The organism is Erythrobacter oryzae (assembly GCF_030271515.1).
Lineage (GTDB): Bacteria > Pseudomonadota > Alphaproteobacteria > Sphingomonadales > Sphingomonadaceae > Erythrobacter > Erythrobacter oryzae.
Window position 1 is genome coordinate 288302 of the sequence record NZ_JASCXI010000004.1, and the last position, 19363, is coordinate 307664.

16 protein-coding genes are annotated in these 19363 nt (G+C 67.5%); 4 read left to right on the forward strand and 12 right to left on the reverse strand.

The window, feature by feature from the left end; translation table 11 throughout:
- Position 1 precedes the first annotated feature (1 nt).
- Genes atzF through PFX90_RS14040 form a run of 8 tightly spaced genes read right to left on the reverse strand, consistent with a single transcriptional unit; the run spans position 2 to position 9984 of the window.
- Complete coding sequence (gene atzF, locus PFX90_RS14005) at positions 2-1771, reverse strand: allophanate hydrolase (protein WP_285713186.1); 1770 nt, start codon at positions 1769-1771, stop codon at positions 2-4.
- Positions 1768-5310 (reverse strand): urea carboxylase, encoded by a 3543-nt coding sequence (gene uca, locus PFX90_RS14010; protein ID WP_285713187.1) that lies wholly within the window; start codon positions 5308-5310, stop codon positions 1768-1770. The genes atzF and uca overlap by 4 nt, the downstream gene beginning before the upstream one ends.
- Positions 5307-5945: an urea amidolyase associated protein UAAP2 gene (locus tag PFX90_RS14015; protein ID WP_285713188.1), complete on the reverse strand. Its 639-nt coding sequence runs from the start codon at positions 5943-5945 to the stop codon at positions 5307-5309. Before PFX90_RS14015 ends, uca begins: the two co-directional genes overlap by 4 nt.
- Before the next feature lie 22 nt (positions 5946-5967).
- Complete coding sequence (locus PFX90_RS14020; RefSeq protein ID WP_285713189.1) at positions 5968-6789, reverse strand: urea amidolyase associated protein UAAP1; 822 nt, start codon at positions 6787-6789, stop codon at positions 5968-5970.
- A complete protein-coding gene (locus tag PFX90_RS14025; protein WP_285713190.1) occupies positions 6786-7262 on the reverse strand; it encodes a CopG family ribbon-helix-helix protein in 477 nt (158 codons plus the stop codon). Before PFX90_RS14025 ends, PFX90_RS14020 begins: the two co-directional genes overlap by 4 nt.
- Before the next feature lie 12 nt (positions 7263-7274).
- Positions 7275-8072, reverse strand: a complete 798-nt coding sequence (locus tag PFX90_RS14030; protein ID WP_285713191.1) for an ABC transporter ATP-binding protein — start codon at positions 8070-8072, stop codon at positions 7275-7277.
- A gap of 3 nt (positions 8073-8075) precedes the next feature.
- Positions 8076-8891 carry an ABC transporter permease gene (locus PFX90_RS14035; protein ID WP_285713192.1) on the reverse strand — a complete coding sequence of 272 codons (816 nt, stop codon included), beginning with the start codon at positions 8889-8891 and terminating at the stop codon, positions 8076-8078.
- A 4-nt stretch (positions 8892-8895) separates the two neighbouring features.
- Positions 8896-9984, reverse strand: coding sequence for a putative urea ABC transporter substrate-binding protein (locus PFX90_RS14040; protein WP_285713193.1), 1089 nt, complete (start codon positions 9982-9984; stop codon positions 8896-8898).
- 182 nt (positions 9985-10166) lie between these two features.
- Between PFX90_RS14040 and PFX90_RS14045 the strand changes: the two genes are divergently transcribed.
- Positions 10167-11132 carry a Vgb family protein gene (locus tag PFX90_RS14045; RefSeq protein WP_285713194.1) on the forward strand — a complete coding sequence of 322 codons (966 nt, stop codon included), beginning with the start codon at positions 10167-10169 and terminating at the stop codon, positions 11130-11132.
- A gap of 87 nt (positions 11133-11219) precedes the next feature.
- On the opposite strand, the gene PFX90_RS14050 is transcribed toward PFX90_RS14045, so the two are convergent.
- Genes PFX90_RS14050 through PFX90_RS14065 form a run of 4 tightly spaced genes read right to left on the reverse strand, consistent with a single transcriptional unit; the run spans position 11220 to position 15382 of the window.
- The gene (locus PFX90_RS14050) at positions 11220-13754 is read right to left on the reverse strand and encodes a TonB-dependent receptor (RefSeq protein ID WP_285713195.1); all 2535 of its coding nucleotides are present in this window, start codon (positions 13752-13754) and stop codon (positions 11220-11222) included.
- Positions 13755-13797: 43 nt separating this feature from the next.
- Complete coding sequence (locus tag PFX90_RS14055) at positions 13798-14208, reverse strand: nuclear transport factor 2 family protein (protein WP_285713196.1); 411 nt, start codon at positions 14206-14208, stop codon at positions 13798-13800.
- Positions 14208-14639 (reverse strand): nuclear transport factor 2 family protein, encoded by a 432-nt coding sequence (locus tag PFX90_RS14060; protein WP_285713197.1) that lies wholly within the window; start codon positions 14637-14639, stop codon positions 14208-14210. Before PFX90_RS14060 ends, PFX90_RS14055 begins: the two co-directional genes overlap by 1 nt.
- Positions 14639-15382, reverse strand: coding sequence for an aspartate/glutamate racemase family protein (locus PFX90_RS14065; protein ID WP_285713198.1), 744 nt, complete (start codon positions 15380-15382; stop codon positions 14639-14641). The genes PFX90_RS14060 and PFX90_RS14065 overlap by 1 nt, the downstream gene beginning before the upstream one ends.
- A gap of 198 nt (positions 15383-15580) precedes the next feature.
- On the opposite strand from PFX90_RS14065, the gene PFX90_RS14070 reads away from it, so the two are divergent.
- The 3 genes from PFX90_RS14070 (at position 15581) to PFX90_RS14080 (ending at position 19362) form a co-directional block, all read left to right on the forward strand.
- A complete protein-coding gene (locus tag PFX90_RS14070; RefSeq protein ID WP_285713200.1) occupies positions 15581-16264 on the forward strand; it encodes a GntR family transcriptional regulator in 684 nt (227 codons plus the stop codon).
- Between the two features lie 119 nt (positions 16265-16383).
- Complete coding sequence (locus PFX90_RS14075; RefSeq protein WP_285713202.1) at positions 16384-17292, forward strand: hydroxymethylglutaryl-CoA lyase; 909 nt, start codon at positions 16384-16386, stop codon at positions 17290-17292.
- Between the two features lie 12 nt (positions 17293-17304).
- A complete protein-coding gene (locus tag PFX90_RS14080; RefSeq protein WP_285713204.1) occupies positions 17305-19362 on the forward strand; it encodes a hydantoinase/oxoprolinase family protein in 2058 nt (685 codons plus the stop codon).
- Position 19363: the final 1 nt, after the last annotated feature.

Sequence of the window (19363 nt, forward strand, 5' to 3'; positions counted from 1 at the left end):
CTCACCGCGACGCGATGTAGGCGCGCCAGCCGCCCAGATGGGTGATGTCCTCGGCGCCGGTGAGCGCGCGCGGCTCGGCGACGAAGCCCTTGACGCTGCTGCCGTCCGCCAGCGTGACCGTGCCGATGGCAAGCGGCGGGGGCACTTCGGCGGTGAAGCTGCCGAAGCTGGCCATGTCGAGCTCGTAGACCTCGAGAGCTATGCTTGCGCCGTCCTTGGAGTGCACCAGCGCCGGCTTCGGCGGCACGCTATCGGCCATCGCATAGAGCCGGTAATTGGGCGCGGTGGTGGTCGCCCCCACGAAGGTCGCGCCCCGGCTGGTCAGCTGCCAGTGCAGCGGCATGCCTTCGAGGTGGGCGCCGACGACGGCGAGTTTGACGGTGTCCATGTGCTCTCCAAGGTCGAGTTGTGGCGGGGGCGGCAAGGCGGCAACGGACAGATAGGCCTGCGCGAGGGCGATCAGGGCCTTGTCGCTATGGGCCGGGCCGATCAGGGTGATGCCGAAGCCGGTATTGTTGGATCGCGCCCCTGCGGGCACGGCGATCGCGGCCATATCCAACAGGTTCACGAAATTGGTGTAGAACCCGAGGTTGCTGTTCAATGCCACCGGCGCCTCGAGCAGCTCGGCCACGCGGTAGGTCGTGCCGGTGGTCGGGAAGGCGAGCGCATCGACCTTGCCCCACAGCGCCTCGGCCCCGCGGGCGAGTTCGGCCAGGCGGTAGATCCCGTTCCACAGCTCGGTCGCCAGCATCGCCGAGCCCGGCGCGATCACCTCGCGCACCACCGGATCGATCGCGAGCGGATTGCTCTCCAGCAGCCCCGCCACCGCCGCCGCGCGCTCGGCCACCCACGGGCCGCCGTAGAGCAGCCGCGCAGCCTCGAGCAGCGGTTCGATGTCGATCTCGACCAGTTCGGCCTCTTGCGCGAGGGCCGCCAGCGCGCGGTCGTAGAGATATTCCGCCTGCACATCGCCGAAGAACTGGCGCTGGCCCTTGCGCGGCACACCGATGCGGCGCGTGCCTGCCAGCGGCACATCGGCGAGCGGGCGCGACCACGGGTCTTCCGCGTCGAACCCCGCCAGCACGGAATCGACCAGCGCGGCATCCTCGAGCGCATCGGTGAACACCGTGATGCAATCGAGGCTGCGGCAGGCCGGCACCAGCCCGCGCGTGCTCCAGCGGCCCTTGCTGGGCTTGAAGCCGACAAGGTGATTGAATGCCGCCGGCACGCGCCCCGATCCGGCCGTATCCGTGCCGAGCGCGAAGGCCACCAGCCCCGTCGCCGTCGCCACCGCCGAGCCCGAGGACGAGCCCCCGCTCACATAGTCACGGTTATAGGCGTTGCGCGGGATGCCATAGGGGCTGCGCGTGCCGACAAGGCCGGTCGCGAACTGGTCGAGATTGGTCTTGCCGACGCAGATCGCGCCTGCCGCTTCCAGCCGCTCGATCACCGTGGCCGAACGCGCGGGGCTATAGGCGAAGGCCGGGCAGGCGGCGGTGGTCTCGAGCCCGTGAACGTCGATATTGTCCTTGGCCGCATAGGGCACGCCAGCCAGCGGCAGGCGCTCGCCGGCCGCCACGCGCGCGTCGACGGCGCGGGCGGCGGCGCGCAGGGCGGCCGGGTCGGCGCGGGCAATCCACAGCTGCGGCTGGTGCGCGTCATAGGCGGCGAGGCGCGCGAGCGTCTCTTCCATGATGGCGAGCGCCGTGGTCGCACCGTTGTTGACGGCCTGCGCGATTGTGCCGACACTCAGGCGGGTGAAGGCGCTCATGACGCCCTCCGCAGCGCCAGCATCGGCGCGCCGGGGTGCACCGACTGGCTCTCGGCGATATAGACCGCCTCCACCGTGCCGCTGGCCGGAGCCTCGAAGGGGCATTCCATCTTCATCGCCTCGATCACCGCAATCACCTCGCCCTCGGCCACCGTGTCGCCGGGGCTGACGAGCAGTTTCCACACGCTCCCGCCAAAGGGCGCTTCGATGAGGTCCGCGCCTTCGGGCACCTCGATCGCCGCCGCATCGCCCGCGCCGCCCTCCGCGCCGAGCAGCGCGCTGACCCGGTCGAACTCGCCGCTCGCTTCCCACGCCGCACGCTCGGCATCGAAGGCGGCCTGACGGGTGGTTTCGAAGGCGGCGATGCTGGCGGCGTTTTGCTCAAGGAACTTGCGGTAATCGGCGAGGCGGAAGGTGGTTTCCTCGATGGCGATCGCGCGCCGCCCATGCGGGAAGTCGCGCCGCCACTCGGCGAGCTCCGCCGCGCTGACGGGGAAGAAGCGGATCTGATCGAAGAACCGCAGCAGCCACGGCTTCCCTTCAGTGAAAGCATCGGTCTGCCGGTGGGTGTTCCACACCTGAATGGTGCGCCCGAACAGCTGGTAGCCGCCCGGCCCTTCCATCCCGTAGATGCACATATAGGCCCCGCCGATGCCGACCACATTGGGCGGGGTCCAGGTGCGCGCGGGGTTGTATTTGGTGGTGACGAGCCGGTGGCGTGGATCGACCGGGGTCGCCACGGGAGCGCCGAGATAGACGTCGCCCAGCCCGAGGACGAGATAGCTCGCATCGAAGATCAGGTCTTCGACCGCCTTGGCGTCCGGCAGCCCGTTGATGCGGCGAATGAACTCGATGTTGTCGGGGCACCACGGCGCATCGTCGCGCACGGCGGCGATGTATTTGTCGATGGTCTCCTGCGTCGCCGGATCGCGCCAGCTCAGCGGCAGGTGGACGATGCGCGAGGGGGCCTCGAAGTCGGCAAGGTCGCCCATCGCCTCCTCGGCCGCCATCAGTGCCTTCAGGGCCCCCGCCTGATCGAGCCGCTCCCCGTCGAAGTGCAATTGCAGCGAGCGGATGCCGGGGGTGATGTCGATCACGCCGGGCAGCTGCATCGCCTCCAGTGCCTGCATCAGCGCATGGATGCGGATGCGCAGCTCGATATCGAGCACGATCTCGCCATATTCGACGAGGATGTTGCGGTCGCCCTGCTGGCGGTAGGTCGTGCGCGGGCGGGTGGCACTGGCGGGCAGCTTGGCGAGGATCGGCGAGAGGTCGGCGATCGGCTGCGGCGTCGCGGTGTCGGCGATGCTGACGGGCACGAAGCGCACGCGGTCATCGGGGCTCAGCTGCCCGATCTTCCAGCGATCCGCCGCGATCACGGTGAAGGGGCACACGAAGCCGCCCAATGAGGGCCCGTCGGGCCCGAGGATGATCGGCATGTCCCCGGTGAAGTCGACCGCGCCGATGGCATAGGGGTTGTCGTGGATGTTCGACGGGTGGAGCCCCGCCTCCCCCCCGTCGCGCCGCGCCCATTCGGGCTTGGGGCCGACAAGGCGCACGCCGGTGCGGTTGGAGTTGTAATGCACCTGCCACTCGGCCTCGAGGAAGGCGGCAATGTCGGCATCGGTGAAGAAATCGGGCGCGCCGTGGGGGCCGTAGAGGACGCGGATGCGCCACTCGCGGGTCAGCGGCGGGAGCGTGGCGGGGAGCGGCTCTCCCGTTGGCGCATCGCCCAGATGCAGCACATCGCCCGCCACCAGCGCGCGCGCGGCGGAGCCGCCGAACTGGCCGAGGGTGAAGGTGCTCGCGCTGCCCAGATACGCCACCACGTCGAGCCCGCCCGCAACGAGGATATAGCCGCGCATCCCTCCGCCGCTGGCGCGCCCCATGGCGAGGGTCTGGCCTGCGGCAATGGTGATCGCCTCGCCGCGCGGCGCGGGGGCGCCGTCGATGGTCGCGCTGAAATCGGCGCCGGTGAGGCAAATGGTAGCCTCAGCCTCGAACAGCAGCGTCGGGCCGCTGGCGGTGATTTCGAGGCCTGGCGTGCCCTCGGGATTGCCGAGGATCAGGTTGCCGAGGCGGAAGCTCTTGTCGTCCATCGGCCCGCTGGGGGGCACGCCGACGTTCCACAGGCCGAGCCGTCCGGGCCAGTCCTGCACCGAGGTCGCCGTCCCCCCGCCGATCACGCGGATCGCGCGGCGCTGGTAGGCGACGCCTTCGAGCAGCTTCGTGGAGACATTGCCGGAGGTGAAACCCTCGTGCCGCACGACCTCGCGCAGCCACCTGAGGTTGGTCTCGATTCCGTCGACCCGCGAGGCATCGAGCGCGGTCTGCATCTTCGCGATGGCTTCCTCGCGGGTCGCCCCCCGCGTGATGAGCTTCGCCAGCATCGGATCGTAGAAGGCGCTGACCTCGCTCCCCGCCATCACCCAGGTTTCGGCGCGGATATCGTCCGGGAAGGCGACGTTGGTGAGCGTGCCGACCGTCGGGCGGTAGTCCATCGCCGGGTCTTCGGCATAGAGCCTGACCTGCACGCTATGGCCGCGCGTCTCGGGCGCGGGCGCGTCGAGCATCGCGAAATCGCCCGCCGCGCCGCGGATCATCCACTCGACGAGGTCGATCCCGGTCACCTCCTCGGTAACGCCGTGTTCGACTTGGAGGCGGGTGTTCATTTCGAGGAAGAAGAAGTCCTCGCGCTGCGCGTCGTAGAGGAACTCGACCGTCCCTGCGGAGAGATACCCCGCCGCCTCGCCCAGCCGGACGGCGGCGGCGATCAGCTCGGCGCGCTTGGTGTCGGAAAGGCAGGGCGCGGGGGCCTCTTCCACCACCTTCTGGTTGCGCCGCTGAAGCGAGCAGTCGCGCTCGCCCAGCGCCATGACGCGGCCCTTGCCGTCGCCGAAGATCTGGACCTCGAGGTGGCGCGCGCGGGGGACGTAGCGTTCGAGGAAGACGCCTGCGTCGCCGAAGCTTGCCTCGCCCTGACGGACGACGGCGACGAAGCCCTCGCGCACCTGCGCCTCGCTCTCGCAGATGCGCATGCCGATGCCGCCGCCGCCTGCGGTGGCCTTGAGGATAACGGGATAGCCGATCCGGTTCGCGGCCACGGCGGCTTCGTCTGCGCCGGTCAGCAAGCCAGTGCCCGGCGCGAGCGGGAGGCCGTGCGCCTCGGCCAGCGCGCGGGCGGAGTGTTTCAATCCGAAGGTGCGGATGTTGTCCGGGGTCGGCCCTATGAAGGCGATTCCGGCGGCAGCGCAGCTTTCCGCGAACTCGGCGTTCTCGGCGAGGAAGCCGTAGCCGGGGTGGATCGCGCCTGCCCCGGTGGCCTTCGCCGCCGCGAGGATCGCCTCGACATTGAGATAGGACAGCGCCGCCGGGCCCGGCCCGATGCACACCGCCGCGTCCGCCGCGCTGACGTGGAGCGAGCCTGCGTCGGCGTCCGAATAGACCGCCACCGTCCGCAGCCCCATGCGCTTCGCCGTGCGGATGATCCGCGTCGCGATCGCGCCCCGGTTGGCGATGAGGACGGTGTCGAAGCTCACGCCGCTGCCACGATCATGCGCACCGGCGTCGGGTTGAAGCCGTTGCAGGGGTTGTTGATCTGCGGGCAGTTCGAGACGACGACGATCACGTCCATCTCGGCCCTGAGGTCGACCGTCAGGCCCGGCGCCGAGATGCCGTCGACGATGCCGAGCGTCCCGTCATCCTCGACAGGAACGTTCATGAAGAAGTTGATATTGCTGACAATGTCGCGCTTGCCGCGGCCTTGGGTGAGGTTGGCCTCGAGGAAGTTATCGACGCAGGCATGTTGATGTCTTGTGTGATGTCCGTAGCGCAAGGTGTTGCTTTCACACGAACAGGCTCCGCCGATGGTATCGTGATACTCGACCGCGGAGTCGACGATCGTCATGAGCGGATTGCCCTCGTTCGAGAACAGCACCGTGCCGGTACGCAGGAACAGGTTGCCTTGCGCCGCGACCGTATCCTGCGCCGAGTAACGCTCGGCATCGTCGGCGGCGGCATAGATCAGGAAATCGACCGCCTGGTTGCCCTCGAGATCGACGATCCGCAGCACCTCGCCGGCGCGCACAGGGTGCAGCCATGGCGCGCGCGCGGGCACGATCTCGTCGTGGATGATGGAGCCGGTGAGGCCGGAGAGGGCCGGGTCTGCGGTCATTTTTATGTGCATCCAGTGGAGGTTAGCGGCGGTAGTAGTCCTCGGTGTTGAGGAAGGCGCGCTGCCCTTCTGGCGTGGCATTGCGCACGGGGTCTTCGTCTGTGGCGATGGGCCCGCGCCACGCGGTGAGGCGTAGCGGGGTCGAGGCATATTCGGGGCGCGGGTCGAGGACGTGGGGGCAGTTGGCGATCACCACGATCACGTCCATTTCGGCGCGCAGCAGCACTTCGCGGCCCGGCTCGAAGGGCCCGACCAGCGGCGTGATGCCGCCGTCAGCCTCGATCCGCGTGCCCTTGAACAGGTTCACCGCCGGGTGGACATCGCGGCGGGTGAGGCCGTGCTTCGCCGCGCCGAGGATCAGCCGGTCACGCCCGTTGGGATAGGCGCCCGAATTACGGCCTTCCCCGTATTTCCGAAGGTTACCACCCGCATTTGAGACGCCGCAAAAGGTGTCATGCGTCCCCGCGCCGTCCGCGAGGATGCTCATCAGCACCCGGCCCATGTCCGACAGCAGCAGCTTGCCCTCGCCCAGATAGGCGTTCCACTGGACCTTGACTGTGTCGGCGACGTTCAGCCGCTCGGTCGGCATTTCGGCGTTGAAGATGTTGAGCGACGCGCAGGCATCTCCCGCTTTGTCGATCAGCCGCAGCCGCGTGCCGCGCGCGAGCCTGCGCGAAGTATAGCCGCCGGGGGCGACGGTCTCTTCCCACACGAGGTCGGCGGCGGCGATGCCGTCAGGCAAGTCGCTGGCGACCGGGGGGAGGATCGGCATGGTCTCGACCCGCGTGCCGCCTTGCGCGCGGGCGTGTTCGCGAGCGGCCTTGGGATCGGCGGTTCCGCTCATTCGGCGGCCTCCTTCGTGGGAAGCGCGTCCTGTTCGTGCAGCGGCGGGAGCAGCGCGGTGGTGGTCACCAGCTGCAATTGCTGGACGCCCCGGATCGCCCGCAGCGCATCGCACAGCTGCTTCAGCCGCACCGCCGGGCCCTGCACCAGCAGCACCTCGAGCGACTGGTCTTCCTCGAGGAAGACATGCTGCGAGGAGATCACTTCCTTGAGGTAGGCGGTCTGCGTTTCCGCCAGTTGCTGGCGCACCCGCCCGCCCCCGCCCTGGTAGACGATAGTCACCGTGCCCGCGAGCGTCTCGTCCGGCCGCGTCAGCGCCTCGTGCTCGGCGAGCGCGTGGCGGATCAGTTCGGCGATCAGCTGCGAGCGAGACGGGAGCCCGCGCTCTTCCACCATCATGTCGAGCTGGCGGAACAGGTTCGCCGGCAGGCTCATGGAGAGGCGGGCAAGACCAGTGGGTTCGGGGGAGCTCATGTGACCGGCATCTCAATTATTACCTATCGTGTCAATCGTAATACCGGAGGTTTGTTCAATCTCCGCCATCCCCGGCTCCGCATGTACTTGCTGAACTTTGCGGGTCAGTTCGAGGTCGTAGACCACCCCCGCCCCGTAGCGCTGCGGCGCGTGCGGATCGTGGCGGCGCTTGTCCAGGGTGAGCACCCGCGTGCCCAGCCCGAAGGCCTCCTTGATGTCATGGGTGACCATGATGATGGTGAGCCCGTGCTCGCGCCACAGCCGGGTGATGAGCCCGTGCATGTCGCCCCGGATACCGGGATCGAGCGCGCCGAAGGGCTCGTCCAAGAGCAGGATGCGGGGCCGCTTGATGAGGGCCTGCGCGATGGCGAGGCGCTGCTGCATCCCGCCCGACATCTGCGCGGGGTAGAGATGGCGGCTGTCGGCAAGGCCCACCTGCTCGAGCATCGCCTCGGCCTCGGCCACCGCCGCCCGGCGCGCGCTGCCGAACAGGCGCGCGGTGAAGGGCGAGGCGGCGAATTCCACGCCCAGCAACACATTGCCCAGCACCGTCAGATGCGGGAACACCGAGTAGCGCTGGAACACCACTCCGCGGTCCGGCCCACATTCGGTGGGAAGTGGCGCGCCGTCCAAGGAGATGCTCCCGCGCGTCGGCTTTTCCTGCCCGAGGATCACGCGCAAGAGGCTGCTCTTGCCCGCCCCCGATGGCCCGATGATCGAGACGAAGCTCTTCTCGGCAATCTCGAGCGAGATGCGTTCGAGCACCACCTTCTCGCCATACTCGACCCAGAGGTTTTTCAGGCTCAGCATGGTTCAGCGCGCCCCCAGATAGGCCCAGCCGAACAGGCGGCGGCTGCCGAAGGTGAGCGCGAGGTCCATCAGCACCGCGAGCAATGCGATCCATGCGACATAGGGGATGATCACGTCCATCGCGAGATAGCGGCGCACGAGGAAGATGCGGTAGCCGAGGCCGACATCGGCGGCGATCGCCTCGGCCGAGATCAGGAACACCCATGCCGGGCCGAGTGAGAGGCGCAGAGCCTCGAACAGGCGGGGCAGCGCCTGAGGCAGCGCGACGCGCAGGATCACGCCCCAGGAATTGGCGCCGAGCGTGAGCGCCTTGACCACCTGCTCGCGCGGCAAAGCGCCGATATGCCCGGCCACATCGCGCATCATGAAGGGCGCGACGCCGATGACGATCAGCGCCACCTTGGCGGTCTCCCCGAGGCCGAAGACGATGAAGAGGATGGGGAGGAGCGCGATCGGCGGGATCACCGCGATGCCGGTAACCAACGGGCCGAGCGTGCTGCGGACCGGCGGCAGAGCGCCGAGGGCAAGGCCGACCAGCAGCGCGGAGAGAGTCGCGATCCCCAGCCCTGCGCCTAGCCGCCACAGGCTCGCGACGGTATCGGCCCAGAACAGGTATTGGCCCGAGAGCTGGTCGGGCTCGAACAGCAGCCCCGCCATCGCCGCCGCCATCGCGCCGGGCAGCGGCAGGATCTTGTCGGCGGGGTTGTCGGCATGGCGCGCGGCGGCGGCGACAACATAGCCCAGCGCCAGCACCAGCAGCGGCGCGGCACCGAGCAGCAGCGCGCCCCGGCGGGTCGGCTGTGCCGTTACCCAGCGCATGGGGCTAGAGCTTTCCGTCCGCGGCCATCTGCATATAGGTCGGATCGAACCGCAAGGTGATCCGCGATGTGTCGCCCAAGGTCTTGCCGCCCGGGAATTCCATCCCGACCGCGTCGGCCGAGGCCGCGCCCTGCCCGAACAGCCCTTGCGCGAAGCTGAAATCGCGCACGCGGGTCATGGTGGTGAGGAGGTCACCCGATTGCATCGCCGCGAGCGCCGCCTTGGGATCGGTATAGAGGAAGGTGGTCGAAAGCTGGCCCTCGAAGGCTTCCGGAGTGGTGCCCGCGAGCTTCGCCATCGCGGCGCGCGCGGCGGCGCCTTCGGCGTCCTGCTTTGCCATCAGCGCCATGGTCTCGAACCAGATCCCCGCCAGCGCCTTGCCGAGGTTGGGGTTGGCCTTGAGCGTGGCGGTATCGACCACCATCAGGTCGAGGATCTCGCCCGGAATATCGGCCGAGGTGAACACCGCCTTGGTGCCCGCGACGCCCTTCATGGTGGTGACCTGCGGGTTCCACGCCACGGCCGCGTTGACCTCGGGCGAGGCAAAGGCGGCGGCAATGTCGGCGTCGGAGGTGTTGACCGTCTTCACGTCGGTCAGCTTCATGCCGCTTGTCTCGAGCGCGCGGGCGAGCAGGTAGTGCGAGACCGACAGCTCGGCGAGGTAGACCTGCCGGCCCTTGATGCCCGCGACATTGTCCGCGCCCTTCAGGAGCACCGCATCATTGCCGTTGGAGTAGTCGCCGAGGATGATCGCGCTGGTATCCTTGCCGCCCGCGGCCGGAATGGTGAGCGCGTCCATGTTGGCGACCGTCACCCCGTCGAGTTTGCCGGCGGTGTACTGGTTCACGCTCTCGATATAGTCGTTCACCTGCACGAACTTGATCGTGATGCCGTACTTGTCGCCCCACTTCTTCACGATCCCGGCCTGTTCGGCATAGGGCCAGGGCATCCATCCGGCGTAGATCGACCAGCCGATGTTGAATTCGGTCTTGGGCGCGGCGGCCTCTTCCTCCCCGCCGGAACATGCTGTCACCAGCAGCGCGGCGAGGCCGAGGAGGAGGAAGCGGGCTGCCCGGGAGAGGTGGTGGAGCATGATTCGTCCCCTATGTTGCGCCTGCGAACATCCGCGCGTTTGGGGCGTTTGTCCACCATGAATTATTACGATTGATTGGAAACGTAATATGGGTGAGATTGGTTCCACGATGGCAGGAATTGTGCCCTCCTGACGGGCGCGCTCCTCTCCCTCCCCTGCCCTCGCATGGAGGCCGATCAGTCATGACAAAAGACGCCGCCCGCCCGCTCGCCGCCCTGCTCGCCGCGAGCCTTGCCACCGCAGCCTGCGCCGACGACGGCCCGCCGCCCAACGATGCGGTCGGGCCCGTGCCGGATCTCGCCGAGAACGCGATGAAGGTGCCCGGGTTTGCCGACTTCATGGCGATCGACGGGGATGCGGTGTGGGTCACCAATGACGGGCGGGTCGAGAAGTGGACGCCTGCGGGCCTCGCCGCCTCCACCCCCGTGCCGCGCCCCTGCGGTGCGATGACCACGGCGGCGGGATCGCTGTGGGTCGCCAATTGCAAGGACGGCGATGTCTACCGCATCAACCTCGCCACCGCGCAGGTCGAGGCGAAGATCGCGACTGGCCTCGGCAATCCCAAGGGCGAGACCAATGTCGTGTCGGGCGCGGGATCGGTGTGGGTGCCTTCGGACCCCGCGGGCAAGGTCGCGCGGATCGACCCGGCGACCAACAAAGTGATCGCGACGATCCCGGTGACGGCGGAGACCTGGTATCTCGCCTTCGGCTTCGACGCGGTGTGGGCGGTCAGCAGCGAGGGGTCTTCGCTCGAGCGGATCGATCCGGCCACCAACACCGTCACCGGCAAGGTCACGATGGGCAACACCCCGGGCTTCCTCGCGGCAGGCGAAGGCGCGGTGTGGGTACAGGAGCAGGGCGACGGCACGGTCGCCAAGGTCGATCCGGCGAAACTCGAAGTGCTTGGCCGCACCAAGATCGCGCCAAAGCTCAAGTGGGGCGATATCGACACCGGCGCAGGCGCGGTGTGGCTGCGCACCACCGAGGATCAGACGATGGTGGTGATCGACGCCGAGACGCTCAAGATCCGCGCCCGCATGGGGCCGAGCGTCGGCAGCGGCGCGCTGCGCTGGACGCCGAAGGGCGTGTGGACCTCGGCGCATGACAACCAGACGCTCTCGTGGTGGAGCCCGCCTGCGGCCGAATGATATAAGAAAGCGCGCGGGGCGGGTCGCAGAACCCCGCGCGCTTTCCCGTCTTCTGTCTTCGTGTCGTTGACCCGAAGGGCCCGAAGATCAGAACTTGTAACCCAGCTCCACCCCGAAGCGCTGGCGTCCACCCAGCGAGATGAACGAGCCGCCGAATTCGACCGCGGTGATGACCTCGTTCAGATACTTCTCGTTGAACAGGTTCTCGGCATAGGCGGTGACCGACCAGTTCTGCCCCTCGACCCCGATACGCAGGTCCATCACCCCGAAGGTATCACGCTGCGAGACCGAGTAGTCGGCATCGCCCACGAAGGCCGGCAGGCCCAGCGCCGAGCCGGGCAGCAGCCCGCTGAACAGCGTCGGGTTGGTGTCGTCCTGCAGAGTGTGGAACCAGGTCGGCCCGGTGATGCGGTAATCGGCACGGGTGACGAAATCGATGCTGTCCGTCACCGGCAGATCGACCTGCGTGCCGAGGTTGATCGTGTAATCGGCGGTGTAGGGCGACTTGTTGCCCACGGTCACCGGACGCGAGGCATTGGCCTTGATCTCGCTCTCGGTGACGTTGCCCGAACCGTAGATCGTCCAGCCCTTGATCGGCTCGACCGTCAGGTTGAGCTCGGCCCCGTAGACCTCGACCTCGTCGATGTTCGAGACCACGCGCAGGAGGCCGAAGCCGCCGACGAAGAACTCGAAGAACTGCATGTCGTCGATCGTGGTGTAGTAGCCCGCAAGGTCGAAGGTGACCACGCCGTCCAGCGCACTGCCCTTGATCCCCGCCTCGAAAGCGCTCGACTTTTCCTTGCGGTACTGGTCGTCGATCTGGACGTTGGTGCCGATGAACTGGTTGAACGCCTGGTCGACGATCGCGGCGGCACCCTGGTTGTTGAAGCCGCCCGATTTGAAGCCGATGCCCCAGTTGCCGTAGAGGTTGATATCGGGCGTCAGTTCGTAGCGCAGCGAGATCTTGGGCTGGAACTGGCGGAACGTTTCCGACTGCGGCCCGATCGGCTGGACGACGCCACCCACCACCGCCTGGCCCGGGTTGATCGGCCCGCCGGTGAAGGGATCGCGCACCGCCGGCACGAGGCTCGCGACCCGGCGATCCTCGATATCGTAGCGTCCGGCGACGGTCACGTTGAGGCGATCGGTGATATCCCCTTCGACCGAGGCGAAGGCTGCGTAGACATCGGTCTTGAAGGCATCATTGTAGAGCTGCGTCGTCGGGTTGCTGGTGCCCGGCGCATTGTAGAGCCGGCGGATGACCCCCTGCCCGAGATCCGCGCCGAGGCTCACCCCCACCTCGCGGTCGATGTGGAGGTAATAGGCGCCCACCTGCCAGCCCCACGGCCCGTCGCCGTTGGAGGCGAGGCGGATTTCACCGCTGATGTCCTTCTGGTTGCGGATCTGGAACTGGGTGCCGTCGCAGGTCGTCGGGCTATAGGGCCCGAAGGTCGATCCGCTGGCGGGGTTGAAGATGAAGGGGACCGGGCTGGTGCCGATGAAGGTCGGCGCGTTGAGCGGGAAGCCGGCGAGCGCGGTGGTCGAAGCCGCGCAGGCATTGGCCGCCGCGACCGAGGCCGGGGTCGCGCCCGGGAAGGTGAAGCGCGCGAAGTCGGCCGAGGTGCCGTCGGCGGTGAGCGACTGCTCGACATCGCTGTAGAGCACCCATGCGGTCAGCGTTGCGCTCTCGAACTTGTGCTCGACCTTGCCCGAGATCTCGACGGTGGTCTGGTCGTTGGTCGGACGGATGTTCGAATAGAAGCCGAAGGGATGCTGGTTCACATCCTCGAAGAAGGCCGGATCGACGCCCGCGAAGTTGGGCAGGTGGAAGGCCGCGTTGAAGTTGATCGAGGCGCCGGTGAGGTCGGCATAGCGCGCCTTCACGTCGATCTCGGTATCGGGGCCGACTTGGGCGACGAAGCGCCCGTCGACGCCCCACACAGTCTGGTCGTCGATGGTCTTCGAATTGCCGAGGAAGCGGTTGCGGAAGAAGCCGTCGGTGGTGGAGTAGTTGGCCGACAGCACCAGCCCTGCGCTGTCACCCACCGGGGTCGAGATAAAGCCGTTGGCGAGATAGGTGTTGTCCTGCGCCGCGCGCACCAGCACCCCGCCCTCCAGCGTGTCGCCGGGCTTCAGCGTCTGGAGCACGATCGCGCCCGCGGCCGCGTTGCGGCCATAGAGCGCGCCCTGCGGGCCTTTCAGGATTTCGACCTGCCGCAGCGTGCCCTGGTTCTGGTTCAGCTGCGCGGTGTTGGTCTTGAGGATCCCGTCGACCACCAGCGCGACCGAGCTTTCCGCGTCGCGCGCGCCGTTGATGCCGCGGATGTTGATCTGGGTATCGCCCGCTTCGGCCGTGCCGGTGACGATGGTGACACCCGGGGTCAGCTGGACGAAGTCATCCGCGCGCTGCACGCCCGATTTGGCAAGCGTCTCGGCGGTGAGCACGGTGACCGATGCGGGCACGTCGGCGAGCGTTTCCGACTGGCGGCGCGCGGTGACGATGATCGCGCCCTCCTCTTCGGCCGCAGGCGCGGCGTCGGGGGCCTCTTGCGCGATGGCGGGCGCGGACAGGGCAATGGCGCCAAGAGCCGCGCCGGAGGCAAGAACGAGACGAATATTCATAAGGCGGCTCTCCTGAGAGGGATCGAGAGGAAAGAGGCAGGGATCAGACGAGCGGATTGGCCCCGCTCATGTAGACGTAGACTTCCTGGAACTTCGGGCCGTCCGCTCCGGGGCGGAAACGCCAGAAATTGGTGTTGTAGAGCAGCGTCACGCCGCCCTCGTGATCGTGGAGCTCGGCGGTGAAGCAGGCGGTGATGCGCCCGTTCGCCTCGTCCACGGTGCAAGTGAAATCGCGGTGGATGATGGTTTTGTAGGCGGCGAAGAAATCCTCGAACATGCGGCGGATTTCGGCCTTGCCCGAATGGCGCGTGAAGGCGGTCTGGACGCAGAACAGCGCGGTATCGTGGAAGCAATCGAGCGTCGCCTCGAGGTCCTTGGCGTCGACGCGGGCGAAATACTTGTTGAGCGCGAAATCGATGAGGTCGGCGCGACTCAGGGTGGGTTCGTACTGCATCAGGCGTCCCCTTCCTTCAGCAGGTTGTCACCCGACATGTAGACATAGACCCGGTGGAACAACCGGTCCTTGAGGTAGAAGCGGTTGCAGTTTTCATACCGCAGCTCCTCGCCCCCGTTGGGCGTGATCAGCACGGTGAACTGCGAGCAGACCGCGTTGGTTTCCGGATCGGCGGTGTGGACGAAGTTGCCGTGCCAGATGCTCTCGAAATCGGCGAAGAGCTTGACGAACATCGCCCGGATCGCCTCGCGGCCCTGGTGGACGGTGTTGCTGGTGACTTCGGTCAGCACCGCATCGGGCGTGAAGCAGTCGAGGACCTGATCCATCACCTTGTTGTCGACCCCGTCGAAGTAACGCTTGGTGACGATATCGATATAGAAGGGATAGGGCAGCGGGCTCTGGCCGGGCCCGCCTTCAGTCCACTCGCTCATCAGTACCAGCCCTTTCGGATATCGGCGTGCTTGGGCACTTCGGGTGCGGGGAAGGCTTTCTTCGAGTGGGTGAGGCCCAGTTCGATCAGCGTTTCCAACTGCTTGTAGGCGACCTGCCCGGGATTCAGCACCGGCACCGGCAACTCGGATTGGAGATAGGCGGCCGACTGGTGCATGGTGGTCGAGCCGAGCACGATCACGTCAGCCCCGTCCTGTTCGATCGCCTTCATCGCCTCAGCCTTCAGCTTGGCGAAGACGACCTCCTCCTTGCCCTCGAGCAGTTCGGTGACGTCGGGCCGGGTGTCGATCGAGCGCACGCTGGCGCAGCGGTGGTGCCAGCCATGATCGGTCAGCACCTTCTCGTAGAGCGGGAACCACTGCGGCCACATGGTGAGAACCGTGAACTTCTTGCCCAGCATCTGCGCTGCCGCAAAGCTCGCCTCGCCCGGGCCGACGACGGGGATGGAGAGCGCCGAGCGCAAGGGGCGCAGGCCGGAGTCGCTGACGGTATCGATCAGCACGCCCGCAAAGCCCTCTTCCTCCGCGGTCACGCCCGCCTGGAAGACCGTCCAGTCCATCAGCAAGGTGTCGTGGTAGGAATCGCCCAGCGCGGCGCCCCAGCGCACTGCCTCGAAGGTGGGCGCGAAGCCCGGACGCACGAAATCGGCCGGAAGCTGCTGCGCGCGGTTGGCGACGCCCGCTTCGTCCATTGCAATCGGCACGATGACCTTGATGCGCTTCACGGGCACTCCCCAGTTGCCACTCGCCGTGTGGGTATTGTATACAAAACGCGCTCGTCAAGCATTTTGCGAAATTGTGACGAGATCACCGCCGAGGTGTGTTTTTGTCACCGCACAGGCTTGCCGCACCCGCCGGCAGGCCGCACAAGGAAAGCCTATGACAGCGCGCACTTTCCTCCCGCCCATTCAGTCCGGACAGCCATGAGCCGCGCCTCGGAACGCGCCTATGCGGCGATCCGCGCGCATGTGCTGGGCGGGTCGGTGGCGGCCGGCGATCAGCTCACCGAAGACCAGCTCGCGCAGATCACCGGGGTCAGCCGTACCCCTGTGCGCGAGGCGGTGCGGCGGCTCGAGGACGAATTGCTGCTGGTGCGCTCGGACACCAACCGGCTGTTTGTCGCCGACTGGAGCAGAGACGACATCGAGGAGATGTTCGTGCTGCGCCAGATGCTCGAGTGCCACGCCGCCGAGCGCGCGGCCAAGCGCCTCTCGCGCGAGCAGATCGCCGCGCTCGAGGCCCTGAACCGCGAACTCACCGCCGCGGTCGAGCAGTCCCCGCCCGATGTCGCGCGCTTCCTCGAGGCCAACCGCGCCTTCCACGAGGCGATCATCGATGCGGCGCACTCGCCGCGGCTGCGGCAGCTGCTCGCGCGGCTGGTTGAGGCGCCCGTGGTGCTGCGCACGGCGCGCACCTATTCGCAGGATGACCTGCGCCAGTCCGCGCGCGATCATGACGAGCTGGTCGCCGCCTTCGCCGCGCGCGATGCCGACTGGGCGCGCGCGGTGATGGGCAGCCACCTGCGCCGCGCCTTCCACACCTTCGCCCGCGCGGTCGGCCCCAAAACCGAGGGCGCGGCCAATGATCGGGATGGCGCGGAGCCGTAACAACGCCGCCGCGCCATTGCGGTTCCTGCAATCTCATGCGGCCCATGCATGATTGCAATTGTATACAAAGCGGGTAATTCAGACCGCGAAGCCCCCGCAGCAGCTACAGGCGATTCACGATGTCATCCGGCACAATCGAACTGGTCGAAGTGGGCCCGCGCGACGGTTTGCAGAACGAGCCCGACATCATTTCGACCGAGGTGAAGCTCGACCTCATCACCCGCATGATCGGCTATGGCGCGCGCCGGCTGGAGGTGGCGAGCTTCGTCCACCCCGCCCGCGTGCCGCAGATGGCCGACGCCGAGGCGGTGATCGTGGGCCTGCCGGACCGCGCCGACTGCACTTACGTGGGCCTCGTCCTCAACAAGCGCGGCGTGCTGCGCGCGCTCGCGACGCGCGAGGGCGGCGCGCGCGGTGTCGATCAGGTCGGCTGCGTGGTCGTCGCCAGCGACACCTTCGGGCAGAAAAATCAGGGCCAGACCATCGAGCAGGGCATCGCCGAGACCCGCGAAATGCTCCGCTTCGCGCACGCCGAGGGCATCCGCGCCCAGGTCACCATCAGCGCCGCTTTCGGCTGCCCGTTCGAAGGCGAGGTGAAGCACGATACCGTGCTCAAGATCGCCGAAGCCATTGCCGAAGAGAACCCGGAAGAGATCGCGCTGGCCGATACCATCGGCGTCGGCACGCCGTGGGAAGCGGGGGAATTGTTCGGCAAGCTGGGCGAATTGCTTGGCGGCAAGATCCCGATGCGCGCGCATTTCCACAACACCCGGGGCACAGGCATCGCCAATGCGTGGGAAGCCTACAAGGCGGGCGTGCGGGTGTTCGACGCGTCGCTCGGCGGATTGGGTGGTTGCCCCTTCGCGCCGCGCGCAACGGGCAACATCGCGACCGAGGACCTCATCTACATGATGGCGCGTTCCGGGGTGGACAGCGGCATCGATCTCGACGCGGCAATCGCCGCCAACAAGTGGTTTGCGCAAGTGCTGGGGCGGGAACTCCCCTCGGCGGTCGCGCGTGCAGCATAAGAAGGACAGGGCATGACTTACAGGTTGGGCGTCGATGTGGGCGGGACTTTCACCGACCTCCTGCTGTTCGACGAGGCGAGCGGCGCCTTCTGGCGGCACAAGACCCCCTCGACCCCGCACGACAGCTCGGAAGGCATCCTCAACGGGGTGAAGGCGATCATGGCCACCGCCGGGATCACGGCGGCGGAAATCAGCTATTTCCTCCACGGCACGACCGTGGCGACCAATGCCGTGCTCGAGGGCAAGGGCGCGAAGGTCGGCCTCGTCACCACGCAGGGTTATCGCGACATCATGCAGATCGCGCGCAGCTTCGTGCCCGGCGGGCTTGCCGCGTGGATCGTGTGGCCCAAGCCGCAGCCCCTCGCCCGGCTCGAACACATCGTGGAAGTGCCGGGGCGCATGGACGCCCAGGGCCGCGAGGTCGCCCCGCTCGATGAAGACGCGGTGCGCGCGGCGCTGCGCAAGCTCAAGGGTGACGGGATCGAGGCGCTGACCGTCAGCCTCATGAACGCCTATCTGAACGGGGCGCACGAGGCGCGGATCGGGGAAATCGCGGCGGAGGAACTGCCGGGCATCCCCGTCTCGCTCTCCCACGAAGTCCTGCCCGAGATGCAGGAATACGAGCGCACGCTTTCGACCGTCGCCAACGCGGCAGTGCGCCCGGTGGTGTCGAAATATGTCTCCAACCTGCGCACCAAGCTGGAGGCCGAGGGGCTGAAGGGTCGCCTCTCGCTGCTGCGTTCGGACGGGGGCCTCATGTCGAGCCAGAAGGCTGAGGAGCATCCCGTCAACATCCTCATGTCCGGCCCCGCCGGCGGGGTGACCGGCGCGCTGTGGGTGGCGAAGAACGCGGGCTTCGAGAACATCCTGACGCTGGATGTCGGCGGCACTTCGACCGACGTCGCGCTGATCCAGGGCCTCGAACCGCGCCGCCAGCGCACCACCGAAGTCGGCCACCTCTCGGTCCGCGCTTCGGCGCTCGACGTTAAGACCGTGGGCGCAGGGGGCGGCTCGATCGCGCACGTGCCGCAGCTGACCGGCGCGCTGCGCGTCGGACCGGAGAGCGCGGGCGCGGTGCCCGGCCCGGTCGCCTACAACAAGGGCGGCACGCTCCCGACCGTGACCGACGCCAATGTGGTGCTCGGCTACCTCCCCGAAGACCTCCTCGGCGGCAGCTTCAAGCTTGACCGCGAGGGCGCCAAGGCGGCGGTGCAGACCATCGCCGATGCGCTCGGCGTGACGCTGATGGAGGCGGCGCGCGGGATCATCGACATCGTCAACGAGAACATGTTCGGCGCGCTGCGCATGATCAGCGTCCAGCAGGGCTATGACCCGCGCGAATTCGCGCTGATGGGCTTTGGCGGGGCCGGGCCGCTCCACGTGAATGCCGTGGCGCGCCTGATGGGCAGCTGGCCCGCGATCTCGCCTGTCTCCCCCGGCGTGCTCTGCGCATTGGGCGACGCGACCACTCGCATGCGCACCGAGACCGCGCGCAGCTTCTCCAAGCTGGCGCGCGACACCTCCATCGCCGAGCTGGTCGAGGTGCTCGACAACATGGCCGAGCAGACCCGCGGCGAGCTGGTCGCCGACGGCATCCCCGAAGAGCAGATCACCTCGCTGTTCGAAATCGACGTGCGCTATGCGGGACAGGCCTTTGAAGTGCCGCTGACGATCACGCAGGACATTCTCGAAAAGGACGGGATCGAAGGCATCCTCGCCCGCTTCGACGAGGAGCATCTGCGGCTCTTCACCTTCAATATGGACACCCCCCACGAGATCGTGAACCTGCGCGCGGTCGCGCAGGGGCAGGCCCCCGCCCTCCCCGCCGCCGAACTGCCCAAGGGCGACGGCGATCCGCAAGCCGCCAAGATTCGCGACCACGTGATGTGGATCGGCGGCGAGGAGCGGCCTGCGGTGATCTATGACCGCGCGAAGCTGCGGCAAGGCGACGTGATCGAAGGCCCGGCGATCATCACCGAAATGGATTCGACCACGCTGGTCGAACACGATTGCCGCGCCGCCGTTGACGCGGTCGGCAACATCCTCATCACCTTGAAGACGGAGGGCTAAA